The sequence below is a fragment of the Streptomyces sp. F001 genome (assembly GCF_004187715.1).
Lineage (GTDB): Bacteria > Actinomycetota > Actinomycetes > Streptomycetales > Streptomycetaceae > Streptomyces > Streptomyces flavusporus.
The window spans coordinates 703,055-727,668 of the sequence record NZ_QZWF01000001.1 but is presented as its reverse complement, the minus strand read 5'-3'; the positions used below and the strand labels follow the sequence as shown (position 1 = coordinate 727,668).

The 24,614-nt window shown below is 71.7% G+C and carries 15 protein-coding genes and 3 pseudogenes; 9 read left to right on the top strand and 9 right to left on the bottom strand.

The features are described 5' to 3' along the window. Positions 1–12: 12 nt before the first annotated feature. Genes StrepF001_RS03320 through StrepF001_RS03300 form a run of 5 tightly spaced genes read right to left on the bottom strand, consistent with a single transcriptional unit; the run spans position 13 to position 4,440 of the window. The gene (locus StrepF001_RS03320; RefSeq protein ID WP_129796755.1) at positions 13–882 is read right to left on the bottom strand and encodes a biotin-dependent carboxyltransferase family protein; all 870 of its coding nucleotides are present in this window, start codon (positions 880–882) and stop codon (positions 13–15) included. Then, positions 879–1,532 carry an allophanate hydrolase subunit 1 gene (locus StrepF001_RS03315; RefSeq protein ID WP_129796754.1) on the bottom strand — a complete coding sequence of 218 codons (654 nt, stop codon included), beginning with the start codon at positions 1,530–1,532 and terminating at the stop codon, positions 879–881. The genes StrepF001_RS03320 and StrepF001_RS03315 overlap by 4 nt, the downstream gene beginning before the upstream one ends. After that, on the bottom strand, positions 1,529–2,287 hold the full coding sequence (locus tag StrepF001_RS03310) for a 5-oxoprolinase subunit PxpA (protein ID WP_129796753.1): 759 nt from the start codon (positions 2,285–2,287) through the stop codon (positions 1,529–1,531). Before StrepF001_RS03310 ends, StrepF001_RS03315 begins: the two co-directional genes overlap by 4 nt. 15 nt (positions 2,288–2,302) lie before the next feature. Further along, positions 2,303–3,124, bottom strand: coding sequence for a putative hydro-lyase (locus tag StrepF001_RS03305; RefSeq protein WP_129796752.1), 822 nt, complete (start codon positions 3,122–3,124; stop codon positions 2,303–2,305). Continuing rightward, complete coding sequence (locus StrepF001_RS03300; RefSeq protein ID WP_129796751.1) at positions 3,121–4,440, bottom strand: MFS transporter; 1,320 nt, start codon at positions 4,438–4,440, stop codon at positions 3,121–3,123. Before StrepF001_RS03300 ends, StrepF001_RS03305 begins: the two co-directional genes overlap by 4 nt. Positions 4,441–4,614: 174 nt before the next feature. Between StrepF001_RS03300 and StrepF001_RS03295 the strand changes: the two genes are divergently transcribed. From StrepF001_RS03295 to StrepF001_RS03280, 4 genes are all read left to right on the top strand, one after another. Further along, complete coding sequence (locus tag StrepF001_RS03295) at positions 4,615–5,310, top strand: GntR family transcriptional regulator (RefSeq protein ID WP_129796750.1); 696 nt, start codon at positions 4,615–4,617, stop codon at positions 5,308–5,310. A gap of 92 nt (positions 5,311–5,402) precedes the next feature. Next, positions 5,403–6,929, top strand: coding sequence for a hypothetical protein (locus tag StrepF001_RS03290; protein WP_129796749.1), 1,527 nt, complete (start codon positions 5,403–5,405; stop codon positions 6,927–6,929). A 37-nt stretch (positions 6,930–6,966) separates the two neighbouring features. Continuing rightward, positions 6,967–7,848 carry a hypothetical protein gene (locus StrepF001_RS03285; protein ID WP_129796748.1) on the top strand — a complete coding sequence of 294 codons (882 nt, stop codon included), beginning with the start codon at positions 6,967–6,969 and terminating at the stop codon, positions 7,846–7,848. Between the two features lie 59 nt (positions 7,849–7,907). Then, the gene (locus StrepF001_RS03280) at positions 7,908–12,683 is read left to right on the top strand and encodes a hypothetical protein (RefSeq protein ID WP_129796747.1); all 4,776 of its coding nucleotides are present in this window, start codon (positions 7,908–7,910) and stop codon (positions 12,681–12,683) included. A 136-nt stretch (positions 12,684–12,819) separates the two neighbouring features. Here the strand turns inward: StrepF001_RS03280 and StrepF001_RS03275 are convergent, their stop codons facing one another. From StrepF001_RS03275 to StrepF001_RS03260, 4 genes and pseudogenes are all read right to left on the bottom strand, one after another. Continuing rightward, positions 12,820–14,376, bottom strand: coding sequence for an amino acid permease (locus tag StrepF001_RS03275; protein ID WP_129796746.1), 1,557 nt, complete (start codon positions 14,374–14,376; stop codon positions 12,820–12,822). Positions 14,377–14,462: 86 nt separating this feature from the next. Next, positions 14,463–14,659: pseudogene (locus tag StrepF001_RS03270) on the bottom strand (aldehyde dehydrogenase family protein); the annotation flags it as partial. 37 nt (positions 14,660–14,696) lie between these two features. After that, a pseudogene (locus tag StrepF001_RS03265) lies at positions 14,697–15,382 on the bottom strand (SRPBCC family protein); the annotation flags it as partial. A 142-nt stretch (positions 15,383–15,524) separates the two neighbouring features. Next, positions 15,525–16,172, bottom strand: coding sequence for a hypothetical protein (locus StrepF001_RS03260; protein WP_129797497.1), 648 nt, complete (start codon positions 16,170–16,172; stop codon positions 15,525–15,527). Between the two features lie 416 nt (positions 16,173–16,588). On the opposite strand from StrepF001_RS03260, the gene StrepF001_RS03255 reads away from it, so the two are divergent. The 5 genes and pseudogenes from StrepF001_RS03255 to StrepF001_RS03235 all read left to right on the top strand — a co-directional run bounded on the left by StrepF001_RS03255 (position 16,589) and on the right by StrepF001_RS03235 (position 24,612). Then, on the top strand, positions 16,589–19,528 hold the full coding sequence (locus tag StrepF001_RS03255; RefSeq protein WP_129797496.1) for a nitrate- and nitrite sensing domain-containing protein: 2,940 nt from the start codon (positions 16,589–16,591) through the stop codon (positions 19,526–19,528). Further along, complete coding sequence (locus StrepF001_RS03250; protein WP_129796745.1) at positions 19,525–19,962, top strand: roadblock/LC7 domain-containing protein; 438 nt, start codon at positions 19,525–19,527, stop codon at positions 19,960–19,962. Before StrepF001_RS03255 ends, StrepF001_RS03250 begins: the two co-directional genes overlap by 4 nt. Positions 19,963–19,971: 9 nt before the next feature. Then, the gene (locus StrepF001_RS03245; RefSeq protein ID WP_129796744.1) at positions 19,972–20,367 is read left to right on the top strand and encodes a DUF742 domain-containing protein; all 396 of its coding nucleotides are present in this window, start codon (positions 19,972–19,974) and stop codon (positions 20,365–20,367) included. A 24-nt stretch (positions 20,368–20,391) separates the two neighbouring features. Further along, positions 20,392–24,026 (top strand): annotated as a pseudogene (locus tag StrepF001_RS03240) (hydantoinase B/oxoprolinase family protein). After that, on the top strand, positions 24,007–24,612 hold the full coding sequence (locus StrepF001_RS03235; protein WP_129796743.1) for an ATP/GTP-binding protein: 606 nt from the start codon (positions 24,007–24,009) through the stop codon (positions 24,610–24,612). Before StrepF001_RS03240 ends, StrepF001_RS03235 begins: the two are co-directional and overlap by 20 nt. Positions 24,613–24,614: the final 2 nt, after the last annotated feature.

Below are 24,614 nucleotides of genomic sequence, written 5' to 3'. Positions count from 1 at the left end.
GGGCTGCGGGAGTCAGCGACGGCGTACGGCAACGAATCGGACCGGGGTGCCCGGCACCGCCTGTGCGGCTGCCGGGAGGTCGCTCGCGCCGACGACCGCGATCACCGGGTAGCCGCCGGTGGTGGGGTGGTCGGCGAGGAAGACGACCGGCCGGCCGTCGGGCGGGACCTGGACCGCTCCCAGGACCACGCCCTCGCTGGGGAGTTCACCGGGGAGGGCCCGCTCCAGGGCGGGTCCCTCCGTGCGCAGCCCGATGCGGTTGCTCGCGGCGGACACCCGGTACGTGCGGGACGTGAACGTGCGTACGGCCGCCGGTGTGAACCAGTCGTCTCGGGGACCGAGGGTCACGTGCAGGACGAGCTCGGCCGGGGGCGCCGGCTGCGGGGCGACGTCCACGCGCGCGTGGGGGCCGACCGGGTGCCCCAGGGGGAGCACCGCATCGTCCGTGAGCGGTGGCGGGCCGAGCCCCGACAGCAGGTCGGTGGAGCGGCTGCCGAGGACCGGCTCGACGGCGATACCGCCGGAGACGGCCACATAACTGCGCACCCCGGAGAAGGCCGCGCCGACGTCCAGGAGCGCCCCGGCGGGCACCCGCACCGGCGCGCCCCAGGCGGCCGGGCGTCCGCCCACCGTGACCGGGCACGGGGCGCCACCGACCGCCACGGTGACCGCAGAACGCGGCCGTAGCGCACAGCCGTTGAGGGTGGTCTCCAGGACGGCCGCCTCGGGCGGATTGCCGGCCAGCCGGTTCACGAGCAGCGCCGCGGGTGCGTCGAGCGCCCCGGAGCGGGGCACTCCGAGGTGGGCGTGGCCCGGGCGGCCCAGGTCCTGGACGGTGGTCAGCGCCCCGGCCCGTACGACGGCGAGCGCGCGGTCGGTCATTCCGCCACCGCCGGTCCCGCCGCTCCGGTCTGTCGCACCGGTCCCACCTGCACGAAATGCACGCGTGTGCCCGGTGACAGCAGCGCGGCCGGCACGCGCGCGGGGTCCCACAGCCCGGTGTCCGTGGTGCCGATCAGCTGCCAGCCGCCCGGCGACGAGCGCGGATACACACCCGTGTACGGGCCCGCCAGCGCTACCGCACCGGCCGGGACGGCCGTGCGCGGCGTGGCCCGGCGCGGGACGTCGTAGCGCTGCGGCAGGCCGGTGAGGTAGCCGAAGCCGGGGGCGAAACCGCAGAAGGCGACGCGGAATTCGGTGCCCGCGTGGATGCGGGCCACCTCCTGCTCGTCGACGCCCCAGTGTGCGGCGACGTCGGTCAGGTCCGGGCCGTCGTAGCGCACCGGGAGTTCGACGACCTCACGCGCGCGTGGGGGAGTGGGCGGCACCTCGCCGGCGGCCAGTTCGGCAGCCAGGCGCACCGGGTCGGCGAGGCCGTCGAGGAGGACGGTGCGGGCCGCGGGGACGATCTCACGGACCGACAGCGCGCCCTCCGCGCGGCGGCGCAGCAGCTCCGCGTGCAGCGCCTGTGCCTCCTCGCCCGAGGACACCTCGACGAGCAGGGCGTCGTTGCCGACGGGCAGCGCCCTCATGCGAAGGCCTCCACCCGGACACCTGACTCCTCCAGCCGCTCCCGCACCCGGCGGGCCAGTTCGACGGCGCCGGGCGTGTCCCCGTGCAGGCACAGGGAACGCGCGCGTACCTCGATGGGTGACCCGGAGTGCGAGGTGACCACGCCCGAGCGGGCCAGGCCGACCGAGCGCTCCACGACGGCCTCCGGGTCGGTGACCACGGCGCCCTCCCGCCCGCGCGGCACGAGGGTGCCCTCGTCGGTGTACGCGCGGTCCGCGAAGGCCTCCGTGACGGCCGGGAGCCCGGCCTTGGCGGCCAGCTCCAACAGCCGCGAACCGGGCAGCCCCAGCACGGGCAGCGTGACGTCCGCGAGGAGCACGCCGTCGACGACCGCGCCGGCCTGCTCCTCGTCGTGCACCACGCGGTTGTACAGCGCACCGTGCGGCTTGACGTAGGCCACGCGGGCACCCGCCGCCCGTGCGAAGACCTCCAGGGCGCCGATCTGGTACGCCACTTCGGCCGCCAGCTCGGCGGACGGGACGTCCATCGCGCGCCGCCCGAACCCGGCCAGGTCCCGGTAGGAGACCTGGGCGCCGATCGTCACCCCGCGCGCGGCCGCCAGCTCGCACACCCGGCGCATGGTGGCCGCGTCCCCGGCGTGGAAGCCGCAGGCCACATTGGCGCTGGTGACAACGGACAGCAACTGCTCGTCGTCGGTGAGCCGCCAGCGGCCGAAGCCCTCGCCGAGGTCGGCGTTCAGATCGATCGCGGTCATGGTCCCCTCTGGTGGTCAGGCCACGCGGTACTGCTCGTCGCGGGCGTCGGTCAGGAACATCTGGCCCGGTGCGTGGGTGATGGCGAACGGCGGTCGGGACGCCATCACCGCGGCCTGCGGAGTCACCCCGCAGGCCCAGAACACGGGGATGTCGTCCGCTTCGGCGTCCACCGGGTCGCCGAAGTCCGGGCCGGCCAGGTCGTCGATGCCGAGCCCCGACGGATCGCCGCAGTGCACAGGGCTGCCGTGCACCGCCGGGAGCAGGCTGCTCTCCCGGATCGCCGCCGCCAGGTGCTCGGGCGGCACGGGACGCATGGACACCACCAGCGGGCCGTGCAGCCGTCCCGCCGGCCGGCACTGACGGCTCGTGACGTACATCGGGACGTTCCGCCCCTGCTCGATATGGCGGATCGGCACGCCCGCGCCGGTCAGCGCCCACTCGAAGGTGAAGCTGCAGCCGATCAGGAACGACACCAGATCCTCCCGCCAGTGGCCGAGCACATCCGCCGGCTCGTCCACCAACTCGCCGTCCCGCCACACCCGGTAGCGCGGCAGGTCGGTGCGCAGGTCCGCGCCGGCCGCCAGCACCGTCGTCCACGAGCCGGCGTCCGTGACGTCGAGCACCGGGCAGGGCTTGGGGTTGCGCTGGCAGAACAGCAGCATGTCGTACGCCCAGTCCGCGGGCACCGAGATCAGGTTGGCCTGGGTGTAACCGGCCGCGGCCCCGGCCGTCGGACCGGTCAGTCCCGCGCGGAAGCGGGCTCGGGCCGTTTTCGGGCTCCACGCGCGCGCGTGCTCGTCGACAAGGATCAGCGGACGGTCCTCCGTGCGGTTCACGCCAGTTCCTTCCCGCGCGTCTCGGGCAGCCCGAGCAGCGCCAGCGCCGCGAGTCCGTAGCCGATGGCACCGAAGACCAGCGCGCCGCCCACGCCCCAGCTGTCCGCCAGGAAGCCGACCGTCGTGGGGAAGACGGCGCCCACCGCGCGACCGGTGTTGTACGTGAACCCCTGCCCCGTGCCCCGCACCGCGGTCGGGTACAGCTCGCTGAGGAAGGAACCGAAGCCGCTGAAGATGGCCGACATACAGAACCCGAGCGGGAAACCCAGCACCAGCACAAGGGTGTTGGCCCCGCTGGGGATGTTGGCGTACGCCAGGATGCAGACGGCCGACAGCAGGGCGAACAGCCAGATGTTGCGCCGACGGCCCAGCCGGTCGGTGAGGTAACCGCCCGTCAGATAGCCGATGAAGGCGCCGGAGATGAGGAACGTGAGATAGCCGCCGGTGCCGACGACCGACAGATCGCGCTCCGTCTTCAGATAGGTCGGCACCCAGGTCGCGAGCGTGTAGTAACCGCCCTGGACGCCGGTGGAGAGCAGCACCGCGAAGAACGTGGTGCGCAGCAGACCGGGCGCCTCGGCCGTGCCCGGCCGGAAAATAGCCGCAAATGAACCCTTTTGCGGGTTCTTCTCCCGAGCTGCGACCGCCTCCGGTGCGTCGTGCACCCGGCGTCGCATCCAGATGACCAGCACCGCCGGAAGCGCGCCGGTCCAGAACATCACGCGCCAGGCCAGGTCGTCGCCGAGGTACGAGAAGACCAGGGTGTACACGATCACGGCCAGGGCCCAGCCGACGGCCCAGGAGCTCTGGATCACTCCGAGAGTGCGGCCGCGGTGCTTGGCGCTCGCATACTCGGCGACCAGGATCGCGCCGACCGCCCACTCGCCGCCGAAGCCGAGCCCCTGCAGGGCCCGGAAGACCAGCAGAGTCTCGTAGTTGGGCGCGAAGCCGCAGGCCACGGTGAAGACGGCGTACGTGATGACCGTGATCATCAGCGCCTTGACCCGGCCGATCCGGTCCGCCAGCACCCCGGCCAGAGCGCCGCCGACCGCGGAGACGACGAGTGTGACGGTGGTGAACAGGCCTGTCTGGCCGCTGTCCAGGCCGAAGTATGCGGCCAGCGCGACCATGCTCAGCGGAAGCGTGAAGTAGTCGTACGAGTCCAGCGCATAGCCGCCGAACGCGCCCGCGAAGGCGCGGCGGCCCCGCGGGCCGAGGGCGCGCAGCCAGGCGAACGCGCCGTCGTCGGCGGTGTGTTCCCCCGCCCCGGGGCGGGTGTCGGTGGTCAGGGCCTGCGGTGGAGGGGTCGTGCTCATGGGCACCTCGCAGTGGGAGGACGGAGGGTGCTTGAGGACTGAGCCGTGCCGTGCGGAGGCGGTCGGTGCCGCGGTGGGGATGGGCGGCGCCGTTCGTAGCAAGGTAGAGGATCGTTGAACGATCCCTCAATACTCATGTTGTTTCGTTCTTGTATCTGCGGTTGAATTCCGGGCATGGCAGAGCAGCTGGCCGGACTGGCCGACGACCGCGCCCTCCTGGGGCGTACCAGCACTGCCGAACGGGTCTCGGACATCCTCAGGAGCCGCATCGCCGAGGGGTACTTCCCGCCCGGAACCCGGCTCTCGGAGGACAGCATCGGCGGAGCGCTCGGGGTCTCCCGCAACACCCTGCGCGAGGCGTTCCGGCTGCTCACACATGAACGTCTGCTGGTCCACGAGCTGAACCGCGGCGTCTTCGTGCGGGTTCTGGCCGTGGAGGACGTCGAGGACATCTACCGCACCCGACGGCTCGTCGAGTGCGCGGTCGTCCGCGGTCTGGGCGAGCCGCCGTACGGCCTCGACGGCCTCGCGTCGGCGGTGACGCAGGGGCAGCGGGCCGCCGTCGAGAATGACTGGAAAGGCCTGGGTACGGCCAACATCCACTTCCACCGGGAGCTGGTCGCGCTCGCCGGCAGTGAGCGCACCGACGAGCTGATGCGCAGCGTCTTCGCCGAACTGCGCCTCGCCTTCCACGTCGTGGACGACCCGCGCCGGCTGCACGAGCCGTACCTCATGCGCAACCGCCAGATCCTCCAGGCGCTGCAGGCGGGGGACCGGGTCGAGGCCGAGCGGCTGCTGGAGACCTACCTCGACGACTCGCTCAAGCGGGTCGTGGAGGTGTACCGGCGTCGGGTGGGCGAGGACGGCTAGAGCGTTCACCGTCGTCGGTGTGACAACCGTGACGCAGGGGCGCATCTGCGTCGTTTGGGTCGTTGTCAGACCGAGGACCTAATCTGTGCACCGTGACTTCGCCTGCATCGACGGACAGTGTTCCGCCCCAGTTCAGCGCGGGGCCGCGACCCGCTCCGGGTCCGGCCGCCGACGAGGGACTGGCGCGGCGGCTGCGCGCGCTCGCCTGCACCGCGCCGCTGCACGATCTCGATGCGCGCAAGGCCAACCTCGCCGGCGAGTACGCGGTGTACGGCATGGCGGAGGTCGCCCTCGCGGCGATCGACCTGGTCACGCTGAACATGGACTTCGACACCGGCGCCGACCACGACCAGGTCGTCGCCCGGCTCCTGCCGCGCATCGCCGCGCAGGCCCCGCAGCGACCCGTCGTCGAGCACGAGCGTGTGGCCCGCTGGGTGCTGGAGAACCTGATCAACGTCGGCAGCGTGGACCGCGGGTTCCGGGCGGTGTACGGCACATTCGCACCGGATGGTACGTATGTCCGGCGTGACTACGACTTCAAGCTGATCGAGGAGGTGCCGGGCCCCGGTGGCAGCGTCTATCTTCGTACGACGGACGAGGCGGTCAACGTCCTCGTCGGCGCCCTCGACACCGACGTCACCAGCGCGCAGATCGCCGCCGAGGTCAAGCTGGAGGTGCTGATCAACCGCGGTCGGCTCGCGGACGCCCAGCTGGCGGCCGAGCAGGCCCGCTACCGGACCGTGCAGTACTCGGAGACCCTCCGCAGGGCGCTCGAGGCGACCCGGCGCAACGTCCGTGCGGTGGACTGGCTGAACACCGTGCCCGACATGATCGCGGAGGCGCTCGACCACGTGGCAGACCGCTACCGGCACGAGAACGCGATCCTCACCAACATCCGCAGGGCGCGCGACGAGTCGGAGGACCCCGAGCACAAGCGGCGGGCCGCCGAACTGGTCGACATCGTCAAGGACTGCATCCGTCGGCACACCCAGTTGCAGTCGCGGCTGCTGGAGGCCGGGCCGCTGTTCCGGGCCGAGCAGGACCGGCAGGCCTTCGCCGCGCCGATGGCGACGTCGGGCATAGACCTGTACGGCCATCTCGTCGCGCCGGTGCTCCCGTTGCCGCTGGAACAGGCGATCCACGTCACGGACGCCTTCTTCGCGCGGGGCACCGGACTGCGCACGCCGGTGTCCGTTCGGATGGGGGACCTGGTGGACCTGCTGCTGACTCCGCCGCTGGAGCGGGAGCATCTGGGGGCCGAGATGCCGGAGCCGGACCTGATCGCGACGCCGGACGACAGCCGGTTCAGCGAGGAGCAGTTGGCGGCGGCCACGGAGTTGCTGGACCTGCCGGCGGATGCGCCGCGGCGGTTGTCGGGGCTGTTGGCTCAGGCTCGGCGGCGCGATCCCGACCTGCCCTATCTCGTCGCCCTGTTGGCCGTCCACGCGGCCAGCCCGGCGGTCGGCACGGCCTACCGGCAGGGGGAGGAGAAGCTCCTGTTCGCCGTGGACGACGGGACCGAGCTGGACGACCCCGAGTTCGGCGGGGCCGATCTCATCGTCGGTACGGCTCTGCTGGATGCGGCAGGGATGGCGGCCGACAGGACAGAGGCGGCATGAGTACGTACGAGCACCAGCGCAGCGAGGAGCACCGACCGTGAGCGAGAACGTCGACCGGAGTGAGCCGGAGGCCGGTGCCCTGTCCGCCTCCGCCGCCGTCACCCCTGCCGACGCTGCCGACGCGGCGCGGCTCGTGGCGTTCGGACTGCAGCCGAAGCTGCTGCCCGCACGGGACCAGGAGTACGCGGATCTGCTGCGCCGGTACCGGGAGGATCCGGCGTTCGCGCGGCTCGCGGACGCCGTCGCCACCGGGCTCGGGCTGGTCGTGCTGGAGGTGTCGCCGCGAGCGGGGATGGCGGTGACCGCGGCAGAGGACTCGGTGTTCGCCGTTCGCATGGGCGACTACGCGCGGCGCACCGCTGCCGACTCCGGGGACCGTTTCTTGCACGGGCTCGCACATCTCGCCGTGGCGGCCATGGCGTTTCCGCGGCCCGAGGACCTGGCCGACGACGGCTACATCGGGCGCGTGACGGTCAACGGCATCGACGCCTTCGTGCGCCAGGCTTGCCGGCGGCTGGAGGAGCGGGCGGCCGAGCAGGGGGAGAACACCGACCCCGCCACGGACGCGCCCGGGCTGGAGGCCGCGTGGCGGATCTGGGTCAGACGCAGTGCAACGGGTGCCACGAAGGACGCGCGCCGGCTCGCGGGTTCCACGACCGGTATCGTCGGCAAGGCCGTGGCGTTCCTCACCGACTCCGGGTTCCTGCAGCGCACCGGCGACGACAACGGCGGGACGTACCGGACGACCGCCCGCTATCAGCTCCAGGTGCGCGACATGGCGGGCAGCGCCGCCATGGCCGAGCTACTGGACCTGGGCGTCGTCCCGGTCACCGACGGCACGCCGACGCTGCTGCCCGCCGAGGACACCGACGACCTGGAGCTGGTGGCCGACGCCGGGCTGCCGTTCCACTCCGCCTGAACTCCCTTTCCCCTGACGAATTCCTGACGAAGACTGACGAAGGCTTACGAGAGTCCGCCATGTACGAGCTGTCCCGGGTCCGCCTCTACTCCATCGGGCCCGCCGGTGCGCGCTACGCCGACACCGTGCTTGACCTGCGCAGTGTGGGAGAGCCCGTGCCCGACCCCGCGCCCACCCAGGCGGAGTTCTTCGAGGAGGAGCCCGTCGGTCCGCCGCGCCGGCCCGCGCCCGCCGGTGTGCTCTTCCTGGAGAACGGCGGCGGCAAGTCCGTCCTGCTGAAGCTGATCTTCTCGGTCATGTTGCCCGGTCACCGCAACACTCTGGGCGGCGCCAGCTCCGGTGTGCTGCGAAAGTTCCTGCTCGCCGACGACTGCGGGCACGTGGCGCTGGAGTGGCAGCATGTGCAGACCGGCGAGTGCGTCGTCGTCGGCAAGGTGAGCGAATGGCGGGGCCGTCAGGTCTCCAACGACCCGCGGAAGTTCGCCGAGGCCTGGTACTCCTTCCGTCCCGGGCCAGGGCTCACGCTGGACAACCTGCCCGTGGCCGAGGCCACCGCCATACGGCCGCCCGCCGAGGGCCAGTCCGGCGCGCAGGGCCGTCGGCGCACCATGAAGGGCTTCCGGGACGCGCTCACCGAGGCGGGCAAGGCGTACCCGCACCTGGAAGTGCACTGGGAGGAGATCCACGACCGGTGGATCGAGCACCTCGGCGACCTCGGCCTCGACCCCGAACTCTTCCGCTACCAGCGGGAGATGAACGCCGACGAGGGCGAGGCCGCCGGCCTTTTCGCGGTCAAGAAGGATTCCGACTTCACCGATCTGCTGCTGCGCGCGGTCACCGACACCCGGGACACCGACGGGCTCGCCGACCTCGTCAGCGGCTTCGGCAACAAGCTGGGGCGGCGCGCCGAGCTGATCGCCGAACGGGACTTCACCGCCGGGTCGGTCGACCTGCTCGGGCGGATCGTGGAGGCCGCCGAAGCGCGTGCCCGCGCGCGTGACATCCACGCCGGCGCCGAGCGGCGGACGCGGACGCTGGCCCGGCGGCTGTCCGCGCGCGGCGCCCAGGAGCGGGTGCGGGCCGCCGACCTCGCCCAGCGGGTCACGGCCGCAGCCTACGCGGTCACCCACGCCGAGTCGGGGCGCGAGCGCAGCGCGCTGATCGCGGCCGAACTCGCCTACCGGCACGCCTCGTTGGCGCTGGCCGCGGCCGAGAAGTCGGCGGCCGCGCAGAAACGCGAGCTCGCCGACGCACGTACGTTGCACGCGGCCTGGCAGGCCGCCGAAGCCGTGCTGCGGCACCGCGCCGCCGCCGACCGGGTCGCACGCGTGGCCGCCGCCATCCAGGAGGCCGAGCGGGACGCCGCCCCCGCACTGGCCGCCCGGACCAAGGCCGCCGTCGACCTCGTACGGGCCCTGCACGTGGCCGCGGAGAGCGCCGAGGCCCTCGCCAACGAGGAGGAGGAGCGGTCCGCGGCGTTGCAGGAGGTCAGCGAGTCCGCTTATGGGGACTCCACCGCCGCCGCCACGCAGGCGCAGCGGGCCCGCAGCGAGACCGGGCACCTGCGTCAGCGCCTCACCGAGGTCGAGCAGGAGACCGCCGAGGCGGTGCGCGCGGGCTGGCTCGACGACAGCGCACCCGACGCCGATCCGGCCCGCGCGGCCCTCGCGGCCAGCGATGCCGAGAAGTCGGCGGTGGCCGCCTGGGACACGGCGCGTGAGGTGTCGCGCCGGGCGAGCGAGCACGCGCGTGAGGCCGCCTCGGCGGAGTCCCGCGCCGAGCTGACGGCGGCCCGCGCGGCGGACGCGGCCTCGGCGGCCGAGCGGTCGTACGAGGCGGAGCGCCGTATCGCCGAGGGGCTGGCCGCTCAGGAGCGGCTGGCGGAGCTGCTCAGCCTGCCCGGCTCCGGCGGGGCGGCGTCCGGGGGCGGGGCCGGGCGACAGGGTTCCGGAGACGGTGTACCCGGTGCGCCGTCGGAGGCCGCGGACGGCCTCACCGGCAGCGCTCCAGCGGCCGCTGCCGACGCAGCCGACGGCGCGGCCGGGCGGGGCGCGGGCACGGACGTGGCCGACACCCCGTCGCGCCGCCCGCGCCAGGACGCCCGCAGGGCTCCGCGCCCCCTCGCCGAGGGCGCCCTCACGGCCGAGGAACTGGACCGATTCGCCGACGAGTTGCGCGAGCTGCTCGACGAAGCGGTTTCCTCGGCCGAGCGGCAACTGTTCGAGCTGAGGACGGCCGCCGCCGACGACGCCCGGATCCTCGGTGCGCTCGGTGACGGCGGGCTGCTGCCGCCCGGCCCGGACGTGCTGGCCACGGTGGAGTACCTCGGTGAACACGGCATCCCCGCCCTGCCCGGCTGGCGCTATCTCGCCCAGGCCGTCGATCCCGCCGACCACGCGCGCGTGCTGGCCGCGCGTCCGGAGCTGGTCGACGGCGTGATCATCACCGACCCGGCGTCGCACGCACGCGCCCGGGAGGCGCTGAGCGACGCCGCGCTGCTGCCCCGCTCCGCCGTGGCGGTCGGCACGGCCGCCGCCCTGCTCGCACCCACCCCGCCCGCCGACTCGGCCCCCGGCGACATGTTCCTCGTCCCGCCGAACCCGGCCATGCACGACGAGCACGCCGCCGACGAGGAGCGGCAGGCGCTGCGCGCGCGGGCCACCGAACGGGACCAGGGGATCCGCACGCTCGCGGCGCGGCTCGGCAAGGATCGTGAACTGGCCGCACGCCTTGCCTCGTGGCGTACGGGCTGTCCGGCCGGCCGGCTGGTCGAATTGGCGCAGGCCGCCCGGGAGGCGCGCGCGTCCGCCGAGGAGGCCGAGGCCGAGCTGACCGAGGCGCGGACCGTGCGGGCCGAGGCCGAGGAGGCCGCCGCGGAGGCCGCGCAGGTGCGCGAGGAGCGGCAGGAGGCCGCACAGAAGGCCCGGCGCGCCGCCGACGCCCTCGCCGGGCTGGCTTTCCGGCTGCGCGAGCGGGCCGGCTGGCAGGTGAAGCTGCGTGAACTCGCCGACGAGGCCACCGAGTCGGAGGCCCGCGCCCAGGCCTGCCTGGAGCGTGCCCGCGCCGCCGACGAGGACCGGCGTGCCGCCCAGCGGGCCGCCGACGACGCCCGCCGCACCGCGCGTGCGCTGCGCGCCGAGCGCTCCGAGATCGCCGGCGCCCCCGATGACGTACCGGAAGAGGCCACGGACGCGCCGAAGGCGGCCCTGCCCGCTCTGCGCGAGGCCTATCGCGCAGCATCCCAGGTGTACGAGAAGGTCGGCGTCGGCGCCGACCTGCGGGCCGAGCAGGCGCGCTCGGAGAGCGACGAGAGCGCAGCGCGCGCGGAGCTGGACCGGCTGAGCAACAAGGTCCGCACGCGCGCGGAGCAGCTGCTCGAGTCCCCCGACGGTTCCGACGGGCCGTCCCGGCAGTCCGCCGCCGCGCGCGCGGAGGAGCTCGTACAGCTCCTGGAGACCCGGATGTCCAGCGCCAGCGAGCACCTCGGCCGGCTGCGTGGCGAGGCCGAGCGGCACGCACCCGAGGACGGCGACACGCACACCGAGCTGCCCGACGACCTCCAGCCCCGCGACGCCGAGCACGCGCAGGCGCTGCTGCGCACGGCGGCCTCCGAACTGGCCTCGCGTACCGAGGCGTTGACGCAGGCCCGGGAGGCGCACGCCGAGCTCCTCGACGCCCATCGCGCCGCGGAGGACGCGGCCGGCGGCTTCGACGAGATCGCCGCGCTGCTGCGCGACCTGCTGCGCGAGCACGCCGGGGACGAGGAGCAGGAGGCGCCGGAGCCGTACCCGGCCGGCCTCGAGGACGCCCGGCAGTCCGCCGCCGAGGCCCGCCGGTCCCTGCGCGGCTGCGCCGCTGACCTGTCGGCCGCCGAGGCCGCCGTCCGAGAGGCGAGCGACATCCTCGTCCGGCACGCCAACTCCACCCGCTACGAGCAGGTGCGCACCCCCGCCCGGCAGCAGATCCGCGAGCTGCCCGCATCCGCGCTGCCCGAGCACGCCCAGAAGTGGGCCGATGCCTTCGCGCCCCGACTGCGCGTCCTCACCGACGAGTTGGCGCAGCTGGAGCGCAACCGGGACTCGATCGTGGACCGGCTGCGCGGGCTGGTCGACTCGGCGCTGGCCACCCTGCGCTCGGCGCAGCGGCTGTCCCGGCTGCCCGAAGGGCTCGGCGAGTGGTCCGGACAGGAGTTCCTGCGCATCCGCTTCGAGGAACCCGACCAGGCCACCCTCACCGAGCGGCTCGGCGAGGTCATCGACGAGGCGACCCGGGCCGCCGTCAAGAAGAACTCCGACCTGCGGCGGGATGGTATGTCCCTGCTGCTGCGGGGCGTGGCCGCGGCACTTCAGCCCAAGGGCGTTGCCGTCGAGATCCTCAAGCCGGACGCCGTCCTGCGCGCGGAGCGTGTCCCGGTCGGACAGATGGGCGATGTGTTCTCCGGCGGCCAGCTGCTCACCGCGGCCATCGCCCTGTACTGCACGATGGCCGCGCTGCGCTCCAACGACCGGGGCCGCGACAAGCACCGGCACGCCGGCACGCTGTTCCTCGACAATCCCATCGGCCGCGCCAACGCCACGTACCTGCTGGAGCTCCAGCGCGCCGTGTCGGACGCGCTGGGCGTCCAGCTCCTCTACACCACCGGCCTGTTCGACACCACGGCACTCGCCGAGTTCCCGCTGGTCATCCGGCTGCGCAACGACGCGGACCTGCGCGCGGGCCTGAAGTACATCAGCGTGGAGGAACACCTCCGGCCGGGACTTCCGCGTGAGGCTCCCGTCGGCGAAGCCGGGCACAGCGAGATCACGGCGACGAGGATGTTCAAGCGACCGGCCTAGTCATCCCCCTTGAACAGATCCGCTGGGGTTCTCGGAGAACCGGGCCGCGACCACGTTGCCCGCCGTGCCGCCGACGACCGCCACGTAGTCGAACTCGCCGATGCGTATGAGCTGTTGACCTCCTTGTGGCCGGATCTCAGTCTGCCGGCGGGGCGGTGAGCGGGGCAGCGGTCTCCAACTGGTGCTCGGCGAGGACGCCGGTGCGGTGGCGCTGGACGAACCAGTAGTAGGCGAAGCCGCCGCCCGCGATGATCGCGACGAACAGCACGGCACCCCACTGCAGGTACCAGTGGAACGGGGCCGTTGCGTTGTAGACGGAGGCCCGCGGCCAGATCAGGTTGACCGTCATGACCGCGCCCCACACCACCGCGCCGATGTTGACGGGCAGCCCCCAGCGGCCCATCGAGAACCTGCCCTCTGCCGACTGCCACTTCCCCCGCAGCCGGGCCACCAGCATGGGCGCGGTGACGCCGAGGTAGGCGAGGTAGATCATGATGATGCCGATGCTGGTGACGACGGTGAAGATCTGCGGCTGGCGGATGTTGACCACGAGGATCGCGAGCGCGAGGACCCCGATGATCACGGCCGGCAGCACCGGCGTCTGGAAGCGCGGGCTGACCCGGGCCATCAGGGAGGACGCGGGCAGGTTGTTGTCCCGGGCCATCGCGAACGCCAGCCGGATCGCCGCCGTGTGGACGGCCAGGGCGCACACCGTGACCGCGATCAGCACGCACCACAGCATCGCCTTGCCGGCGGTGGGGCCGAGCACGTCGAGCACGATGTACTGCAGACCCTCCGTCGACAGCTTGTCCCCGTTGAGAGTGGACACGCTCATCAGCGCGAGCAGCAGGACCAGTCCGCCCAGGGCGAAGGAGGCGACGATCGCCCGGATGATGGCGCGGGGCGCGTTCCGGGACGGGTCGAGGGACTCCTCGCCGAGGGAGGCGGCGGTGTCGAAGCCGTACATGACGTAGGCCGACGCCAGCGAGGCCACCAGGAACGCGCCCAGGTAGCCGGCCGAGTGGCCCGCGCCGGTTCCGGCGGTGTCCGTGACCACCTGTGGGCCACGCGTGATGTTCGCCGCGAGCAGCACGATCAGTACAACGGTGGCGATCAGCTCGATGAACACGCCGGCCGTGTTGATCCGGGCCATCAGCTTGACGCCGAAGGCGTTCACCACGGTGGTGAACAGGATCAACACCGCGGCCAGGATGACCGCGTTGGTCGCCACGTCGTAGGTGCCGGTGCCGTCCCCCACGAACTGGAACACATCAGATATCTGGGGAAGCGTCAGCTGGTAGGCCAGCGCCACGGCCGAGATCGAGACGATGGAGGCGACCAGCATCATCCAGCCCGCGAGCCAGCCCAGATGCGGATTACCGATCTTCTTCGACCAGTTGTAGACCGAGCCCGCGACCGGATAGCGCGCTGCCAGCTCCGCGAAACACAAGGCGACCATGAACTGGCCGGCGAAGACCATCGGCCACGACCACCAGTAGGCGGGGCCGCCGCTGCCGTAGCCGAAGTAGAACAGCTGGAACGTGCCGGTCAGGATCGAGATGTAGCTGATCCCGGCGGCGAAGGTGTGGAAGCTGCCGAGGGTGCGCCTGAGTTCGGGTTTGTAGCCGAACTCGGCGAGTTCGGCGTCGTCGCGGCCGGGTTGTCCGGGGGGTGATTGCCGGGTTGTCGTCATGGCGGGCTCCTGGTGGGGCTGGGGACGGTGGGGAGTACGCGGCTCGTGCGGTGTCGGGATCAGTGGGGGCGGGACTGAACCAGCCCGGGGGAGGGTGCGGTGTTGCGCCAGATGTGCTTGATTTCGCGGTACTCGACGAGCCCCGCCGACCCGCCATCGCGCCCGAACCGGACTTCTTGACGCCGCCCCACTCCGCCTGCGGGACGTACGGGTGGTAGTCGTTGATCCAGACCGTGCCCAGGCGCAGCCGCGACCCGCGGGCCCGGGCCTCGTCGCTCGTCCACGACCCCGACCGGCGAGCCGTCTGCGGGCAGCGGCTCTCACGGGTGCACTCGTCGAGGAGACGGCGCCACTCGCTGTCGATGAACAGGTCCGGCATGGCCGCCTCCCAGCCTCTCGACCAGCCACTCGTGGGAGATCCCGATGTGGTGCTCGTTGGGACAGCACACCGCTTTTGCGGTACGCGCGGGAACCCATCGCCGACTGGGTCCTTTCACACGCCTCGAAGTCCTGCACGTTCACCCCGTGAAACAGCTCCACCGACTTCGACACGTCCGCCCCCGACGCCACCACCTCCGGCTCGTACAGCCGGTCGCAGTCGACTTCCGTGCGGCCCTCGGCAAGCGGGAACCCCCGGTGCAGGATGACGTGATCCGGTACGAGATTGACGAAGACCGCTGCGTAGCCGTCGGTGAACTCTGGGAGGACATTGGTGAGTTCGGGATGGAACGTCGCGCAGTGGCAGCACTCCATGAAACTCTCGACGATCAGCTTCCAGTCCGCCTTCACGTCATAGGTGATGCGTTTTCCGAGCGCGAGGTTCTCCGTGCCGTAGCGCTCGATGGCGGCCGCGTCACCGATCCACTCGACGGCCGTACCCGTCACCGTCTCCTCAAAGGAGGGGGGTTCGTCGGCGAGGCACACCCCAGGCGTAGCGGAGCCACTCGCGCAGCGCCACCTTGATCAATCCGTACTCGACGCGATCGACGTCCGGCACCTTGATCAAACAGGAAGGACGCGAGTTCGTGGGCGGGGAAGGGAGAGTGGAGCCGGCCGCACTCTGAGCGGAAGGGCCTCGGCGGAACAGACTGGCCGCCGCCACCGGCGGGAGCCCGACGCCGCGGCTCCCGCCCCCGAGGACAGGTACCTCAGGGGTGCGACAGCTGTCCGGTGCCGCCCCGTCGGCGTATTCGCTGCTGCGTGCGCTCGGTGGCCCGTGCCCTGCGCCGTTCGCGGCGCAAAGCGCGTGCGGTGCTGCTCGGCATCGACACCACGCCGTTGCGCTGATTCCAGACCTGACGCGTCACCCATACGTCGAGCACACTCCAGGTCGCCACCACGGTGCTGACGACGCTGCTGATCACCATGGGGAACGCCAGCCAGGATCCGGCCATCGTGCACAGGAAGGCGATCATCGCTTGGATCAACGTCACGGCGATGATGAGCACCGCCCGCACGGCCGCCGTCCGCACCGGGTCGGGCAGCCGACGGCGCTTCGCGGGCTCCTCGACCCACAACGGTCGGTAATACGACCGCCCTCGGGCTGCATCCGGCTCATCGGACCCCGCGACGCGGCCGTGTTCCGTCGCTCCGGTGCCTATACCCGCCGGAGCGTCACGCCCTTCCCCCGACAAGCCCGCGTCGGCCGCATCCCGCCCCTGCCTGGCCGCGCGCCGGTCCGCCGGCTCGGGTCCGCCTGCCGGAATGTCGCGATCCGGTGCCCTGGTGTCCCGCCGCTCCCTCACCCGCGCGGCCGTGCCGTCCGCGGGTGCCTCACGAAGCTCCGCCGTGCCCATCACCGTGTCACTCCCCACCGCCAGTAGACCGCTCGCCCCGGTCCGAAGACCCGACTCCCCAGTGGCTGCCCGGCTTGCGCTGTTTTACGCCGCCCGGGTGCAGGATGCGGCTCCTGTGGCCCATTCCGCCCCCATTTCCTGTAGAGAAGGACGAACGGTGCGCCCCGAAGATTCCCAACGAGCGAAAAATTCCGGCCAAACGCCCAGTCATGCCGATCTGATCGGGTCTCGGGACCGCGGCCGGAATCCGGGGGGCAATCTCCCGCAATGACCGGACAACTCCCCATGCCCGGCGACCCGTACGGAAGCTCGGCCTCCGGAAGGCCCTTCGAGTTAACTGTGCGACGGTAGTAGGCTCGCGCCGTTTGTTGATGCACATGTACCCCCTGCCGGTGGGGGTCGAGCTGGGGGAGGCCATGCGCTTTCGCGGGAAGTCCATCCGCAGGAAGATCGTGGCGCTGCTGCTCGTGCCGTTGGTGTCCCTGACCGCGATCTGGACCTTTGCCACGGTACTTACGGGACGCGAAGCAGGTCGGCTGGTCAGCGTCTCGTCCGTGGTCGAGAACATCGGCTACCCCATTGAGGACACCGTCCGGGTCCTCCAGCAGGAACGCCGCCAGACCCTGGTCCATCTCGCCGACCCTCGTGCCTCGGACGGACTCGCCGCGCTCAGGCGCAGCCGGACCGCCACCGACGAAGCCCTGGCCAAGGTCCGCAAGAACGCCCGCGACACCGAGGTGCGTGATGCCCTCGGCGAGGCCACGAACGAACGCCTGACCGCCGTACTGGACGCCTTCGAGAGCATCGAATCCCTGCGCAGCAGTGTGGAGGACGGCACCGTCAACCGCTCTCAGGCCCTCGACCTGTACAACCGCCTGGTCGACCCCTGTTTCGTCCTCCTCGCCGACCTCCATGTCGTCGACAATGTGGAGATGGACACGCAGCACCGGGCACTCGTCAACCTCGCCCGAGCCCGCGAACTGCTCTCCCGCGAGGACGCTCTCCTCGGCTCCGCGCTGATCGTCGGCAAGCTCTCCCGCGGCGAGATCCGCGACATCACCGACCTCATGGCCCAGCGCACACTGATGTACGACACCAACCTGCCGCTGCTGCCGAGCTCGGAGCGCGACCGCTACGAGAGATTCTGGAAGAACGCCGCCAGCGCACCCCTGCGCGCCGCCGAGGAATCCGCCGTCTCCGAGCCCTCCGGCGATGCCGGCGGAGTCACCGCGCAGAGCTGGGACACCGCCGCCGGGAACGTCCTCGACGAACTCGGCACCCTTGACGACGAGGCTGCGGACCGCTATCAGGACCGCGTCCGCCCGATCGCGATCGGCGTCATCGTCAAGGCCGTCGTCGCCGGAGTCCTCGGCCTGATCGCACTGCTGGTCTCGCTCTTCGTGTCCGTCCGCATCGGCCGCGGCCACATTCGCGATCTGCGGCAACTGCGCCTGGAGGCGCACGAGGCGTCCGGCGTACGACTGCCCAGCGTGATGCGCCGCCTCTCGGCGGGCGAAGAGGTCGACGTGGAGACCGAGGTCCCGCGCCTGGAGTACGACAGGAACGAGCTCGGCGAGGTCGGCCAAGCCCTCAACACCCTGCAGCGCGCTGCCGTCGAAGCCGCCGTCAAACAGGCCCAACTCCGCTCCGGTGTCTCCGAGGTCTTCGTGAACCTCGCCCGCCGCAGTCAGGTTCTCCTCCACAAGCAGCTCACGCTCCTCGACGCCATGGAACGCAGGACCGAGGACACCGAGGAACTGGCCGACCTGTTCCGCCTCGACCACCTCACCACCCGTATGCGCCGACACGCCGAGGGCCTGGTGATCCTCTCCGGTGCCGCCCCTTCCCGGCAGTGGCGCAAACCCATCCAGCTCATGGACGTCGTACGCGCCGCCGTCGCAGAGGTCGAGGACTACGAGCGGATCGAGGTCCGCCGCCTGCCGCGCACCGCTGTCACCGGCCCGGCAGTCGCGGACCTCACCCATCTCGTGGCCGAACTCCTGGAGAACGCCACGGTCTTCTCGCCCCCGCACACGGCCGTCCATGTGCTCGGCGAGCGGGTCGCCAACGGCTTCACGCTGGAGATCCACGACCGTGGCCTCGGCATGGCGGCCGAGGCCCTGCTGGACGCAAACCTCCGGCTTGCGGAGACCCCGGAGTTCGAGCTGTCCGACACCGACCGGCTCGGGCTGTTCGTGGTCAGCCGGCTCGCCCAGCGGCAGAACGTCCGGGTCTCGCTGCAGCCGTCCCCCTACGGGGGCACCACGGCCGTCGTCTTCATCCCCGACTCGCTGCTGACGGATGAGGTACCGGACACGAACGGTCTCGGCTTCCGTCTCGACCGCCCTCGGCCCTCCAAAGAGGCCGAACTCGAGGAGAGCCGCAGGACCGCACTCTCCCAGGTGCCGGTGCAACTGCCAGGCCTGCCCACCTCGCTCCTGGACGGGCCGGTCGAACTGGAGGCCCCCGTCGACCTGGACGCCATCGCGGACTTCCCCGGCGGGCTCGATGGCGAGGAGACCGAGCGCGGCGGCCTGTTCCGTCCGCGCCGCTCCCTCACCCGCGCGGACGACGAGAAGACGAGCAGCGCCGACGACGAGCCGGGCGCCGGCCCTCTCGACGGATCCGGTCGGGCCGACACGGACGATCACCTCGGCACCCCGGTGCCCTTGCCCCGCCGACGGACCCCGAAGCTGGTCAGCTCCCACGGGCGCCCGGTCGCCGAGGAGCGGTCCCGTCGCCAGGAAGCCGACGAGGAGAACCCGACCGGACCCGCCGCACGTCGAGCGGAGACGGAGCGAACAGCACCCCTGCCGACCCGTCGCCGCGGCGGCTCGCCACTCGGCCGGTCATCCAGCCCCGACGGCCGTGCCGACGAGCGCCCAGCTTCCCAGGGCGAGGACCGCGGTGAGCGCTCCGACTCCCCGGGGGGCAGTCGCGCCGAGCGCACCGAGTCCCCGGTACGCGACCTCGGCGGGCGCACCGCAAGGCCCGGGCGTAGCCTCGATGGACCGGCGGCGCCTCCCGCCCTCCCAAGGCGCACAGCGCCCTCTGCGATCGAGTCCGGCGCAGTCGACGACACCGCCGAGCGCACCACGGCCGACGAGCCCGGGTCCGCCGTCGGTCCGCTCCCACGGCGCGTCCGCCAGGCCAGCCTGGCCCCGCAACTCCGGCAGGACCCCGGCCGCCGCACCGAGGACAGGACGGAACCCGTGGAACGGGACGCCGACGAGGTCCGCAGCCGGATGGCCTCGCTCCAGCGCGGCTGGCAGCGCGGCCGCGAGCAGAACGCCGCGGGCGACGACGCCCAGCGCGGCACAGCACCACAAGGAACGACTAAGGGGGACGGTCGATGACCGCACCGAAGGCGACCGGCCACACCGCGAACGGCAAGTCCGGCGAGCTCAACTGGCTCCTCGACGACCTGGTGGACCGCGTCGCGAGCATCCGCAAGGCCGTTGTGCTCTCCGGCGACGGCCTGGCGACTGGTGTCTCCAAGGACCTGACCCGGGAGGACGGCGAGCACCTGGCCGCCGTCGCCTCCGGATTCCACAGCCTCGCCAAGGGCGTCGGCCGGCATTTCGAGGCGGGCAACGTGCGGCAGACGGTGGTCGAGCTCGACGACGCCTTCCTTTTCGTCACGGCCGCCGGCGACGGCAGCTGCCTCGCCGTCCTCTCCGACGCCGACTCGGACGTCGGTCAGGTCGCCTACGAGATGACGCTCCTCGTGAAGCGCGTCGGCGCGCATCTGGCCACCGCTCCGCGCACCGATCTGCCCGCAGGCGGGTAGTGGGATGACATGAGCGCAGACGGTCAGGCAAGAAGCCACTGGTTCGACGACGAAGCAGGACCGGTCGTCCGCCCCTACGCCATGACGCGCGGCCGCACCAGCCATGCGGCCCAGCACCGCCTCGATCTGATCGCGGTGGTCGTCACGGAGCCCCACGCGGACGATCCGGAAGCGGACCCGGCGCTGTCCCCGGAGCACGTGGACATCGTCGCGCTCTGCCGCGAGGCCCCTCAGTCGGTCGTCGAACTCGCAGCCGAACTCGACCTGCCCATCGGAGTGGTACGGGTCCTCATCGGGGACCTCGTGGACGCGGAACTGATCCATGTGACACGCCCTGTACCCCCGGCCGAGCTGCCGGACGAGAATATTCTGCGCGACGTGATCAACGGCCTCCGGGCGCTGTGAGCAGCGCGGAAGCGAGGTGGAGACGTGACAGGCTGGCAGTTCTGGGTCGACCGGGGCGGCACCTTCACCGACATCGTCGCGCGGCGCCCGGACGGTCGGCTGCTGACACACAAGCTGCTGTCCGACAATCCGGCCCGATACGCCGACGCGGCCGTGGCGGGTGTCCGCGAACTGCTGGCCGGCTCCCAGGACCCCGTCGAAGCAGTACGGATGGGGACGACGGTCGCCACCAACGCCCTCCTGGAACGCAAGGGGGAGCGCACCCTGCTGGTCACCACGCGTGGCTTCCGCGACGCCCTGCGCATCGCCTACCAGAACCGCCCCCACATCTTCGCCCGCCGCATCGACCTCCCCGAGCTGCTCCACGAACGCGTGATCGAGGCCGACGAGCGCCTCGCCGCCGACGGCACCGCCCTGCGCGCCCCCGACCTGGACGCTCTTGCAGGCCCTCTCCGGCAGGCGTACGACGACGGAATCCGAGCCGTTGCCGTGGTCTGCATGCACAGCCACCTCCACCCCGCCCACGAGCAGGCCGTCGGGGAACTCGCCGGGCGCATCGGCTTTCCGCAGATCTCGCTGTCCAGCGAGGTCAGCCCGCTGATGAAGCTCGTGCCGCGGGGAGACACCGCCGTCGTCGACGCCTACCTGTCGCCCGTGCTGCGCCGCTACGTCCAGCACGTCGCCGATGAGCTCGAAGGCGTACGCCTGATGTTCATGCAGTCGAACGGCGGGCTTGCCGAAGCCGGCCAGTTCCGCGGCAAGGACGCCATCCTGTCCGGCCCCGCGGGTGGCATCGTCGGCATGGCCCGCATGTCGCAGCTCGCCGGCTTCGACCGCGTCATCGGCTTCGACATGGGCGGCACCTCCACCGACGTCTCGCACTTCGCCGGTGAGTACGAACGCGTCTTCACCACACAGATCGCCGGCGTCCGACTGCGTGCCCCCATGCTGGACATCCACACCGTCGCGGCCGGTGGCGGCTCGATTCTTCACTTCGACGGCTCCCGCTACCGCGTAGGTCCGGACTCGGCGGGCGCGGACCCCGGGCCCGCCTGTTACCGGGGCGGCGGCCCGCTCGCCGTCACCGACGCCAACGTGATGCTCGGCCGGATCCAACCCGACCACTTCCCTCACGTGTTCGGCCCCGACGGCGACCAGCCCCTCGACGCGGCCCTGGTCCGCGACCGCTTCGCCGCCCTCGCGCGTGAGATCCGCGAAAAGACAGGCGACGACCGCACCCCGGAACAGGTCGCCGAGGGCTACCTGCAGATCGCTGTCGCCAACATCGCCAACGCCGTCAAGCGGATCTCCGTCCAGAAGGGCCACGACGTCACCCGCTACGCCCTCACGACATTCGGCGGTGCGGGCGGCCAGCACGCCTGCATGGTCGCCGACTCGCTCGGCATCCGCACCGTCCTCGTACCCCCCATGGCCGGAGTCCTCTCCGCGCTCGGCATCGGCCTCGCCGATACCACCGCCATGCGCGAGCAGTCCGTCGAGGCCTCCCTGGAGCCCGCCGCCATGCCCGGCGTCCTCAAGACGGCGGACGACCTGGAGACAGCCGCCCGCGCCGAGCTCCTCGCCGAGGACGTTCCCGAGGACCGTATCGAGGTCACCCGCCGCGCCCAGCTCCGCTACGACGGCACCGACACCACCCTCACCGTCGAGCTGACCGATCCCGCCACGATGCAGCACGCCTTCGAAGAACGTCATCGCGCCACGTACTCATTCATCCTCGACCGCCCGATCGTCGTCGAAGCCCTCTCCGTGGAAGCCACTGGCATCACCGAACCCCCCGATCTCTCCGTTCTCGCCCCTACGAGGGCTGCCCCACCGCCCCGCAGGCCGTCCGCCTCCACACCGGCGGCGCCTGGCGCGACGTACCCCTCCATCGCCGCGAGGACCTGCCTCCGGGCGACACCGTCACAGGCCCCGCGATCATCACGGAGGCCAGTGCGACGACCGTCGTCGACGACGGCTGGCAGGCCGCGGCGACCGACGACGGGCATCTGGTCATGGAACGCGCGGCGATTACACAGAGTTCCGAACTCGACACGAAAGCCGACCCGGTTCTCCTTGAAGTCTTCAACAACCTCTTCATGTCCATCGCCGAACAGATGGGTGCCCGACTCGAGTCCACGGCGCAGTCCGTCAACATCAAGGAGCGTCTGGACTTCTCGTGCGCCCTGTTCGACCCGGACGGAAACCTGGTGGCCAACGCCCCCCACATCCCTGTCCACCTGGGCTCGATGGGCACGAGCGTGAAGGAGGTCATCCGGCGCCGCGGCAGCAGCATGCGGCCCGGGGACACCTACGCGGTGAACGACCCGTACCACGGTGGCACCCACCTCCCCGACGTCACCGTGATCACCCCGGTCTTCGACGCCGACAGCGCCGAGGACACGCAGAGTGACCGAATCCTCTTCTACGTCGCCTCGCGCGGCCACCACGCCGAGATCGGCGGTATCGCCCCCGGCTCCATGCCCGCAGGCAGCCGCACCATCGAGGAGGAAGGCGTCCTCTTCGACAACTGGCTGCTCGCCGAGAACGGCCGGTTCCGCGAGGAGGAGACCCACCGCCTGCTCACCGAGGCACCCCACCCGTCCCGCAATCCGAAGACCAACCTCGCCGACCTGCGCGCCCAGATCGCCGCCAACCAGAAGGGTGTCGACGAAGTCGCCCGCATGATCCGCGACTTCGGCCTCGACGTCGTCCAGGCGTACATGCGGCACGTCCAGGACAACGCCGAGGAAGCCGTGCGCCGCGTCATCGACGCCTTGGACGACGGCGAGTACGCCTATGAGACAGACTCGGGCGCCGTCATCCGGGTACGTGTGCGCGTGGACCGCGAAAACCGCTCCGCCACGGTCGACTTCACCGGTACGTCACCCCAGCTGGCCACCAATTTCAACGCGCCCTACTCCGTCGTCAATGCGGCTGTCCTCTACGTCTTCCGCACCCTGGTCGCCGACGACATCCCCCTCAATGACGGCTGCCTGCGCCCGATCGACATCGTCGTACCGCACGGCTCCATGCTGGCGCCCGAGCCGCCCGCCGCCGTCGTCGCGGGCAACGTGGAGACCTCCCAGGCCATCACCGGCGCCCTGTATGCCGCGCTCGGGGTCCAGGCGGAGGGCTCCGGAACCATGAACAACGTCACCTTCGGCAACGCCCGCCACCAGTACTACGAGACCGTCGCCTCCGGCTCCGGCGCGGGTGACGGCTTCCACGGCGCGAGCGTCGTCCAGACCCATATGACCAACTCGAGGCTGACCGACCCCGAGGTCCTGGAGTGGCGCCTGCCCGTCCAGCTCGAGGAGTTCTCGGTCCGGCGCGGCAGCGGAGGCGCGGGACGGTGGCGCGGCGGCGACGGCGCGGTACGCCGCATCCGGTTCCACGAGCCGATGACCGTCTCGACGCTCTCCCAGCACCGCAGGGTTCCCCCGTACGGCATGGGGGGCGGCGAGCCCGGCGCCCTCGGCGCCAACCGCGTCGAGCGTGCGGACGGCACGGTCACCACACTCGGCGGAAGCGATGCGACGGACGTCGGCCCCGGTGACGTACTCGTTGTCGAAACCCCCGGCGGCGGAGGCTACGGGCCACCGCCCCCCGACCCCCATCAAGCAGGAGAAGAGATCGATGATCTTCGGGCGTTCTGAGCGCGGCAAGCCCCCGGTCGAGCCCGTCACGCTCAAGATCCTGGTGGCCGGCGGCTTCGGTGTCGGCAAGACAACCCTCGTCGGCGCGGTCAGCGAGATCAGGCCGCTGCGCACCGAGGAACTGCTCACCGAAGCCGGGCGCCCGGTCGACGACACCAGCGGCGTGGAAGGCAAGCACACCACCACAGTGGCCATGGACTTCGGCCGCATCACGCTGCGTGAGGACCTCGTGCTGTACCTCTTCGGGACACCCGGCCAGGAGCGGTTCTGGTTCATGTGGGACGAGCTCTCCGAGGGCGCGCTCGGCGCTGTCGTACTCGCCGACACCCGCCGCCTTCAGGACTGCTTCGCCGCCGTCGACTACTTCGAGCGGCGTTCCCTGCCGTTCCTGGTCGGCGTCAACTGCTTCGAGGGAGCCGCCCGTCACCCGGCCGAAGACGTCCGCCGGGCCCTCGACCTCGACGTCGACGTACCCCTCCTGATGTGCGATGCGCGCGACCGCCAGTCGGTCAAGGAGGTCCTCGTCGGCGTCGTCCAGCACGCGATGGCGCTGGCGGCGGACCGCCGCCAGACCGTCACCACCTGACG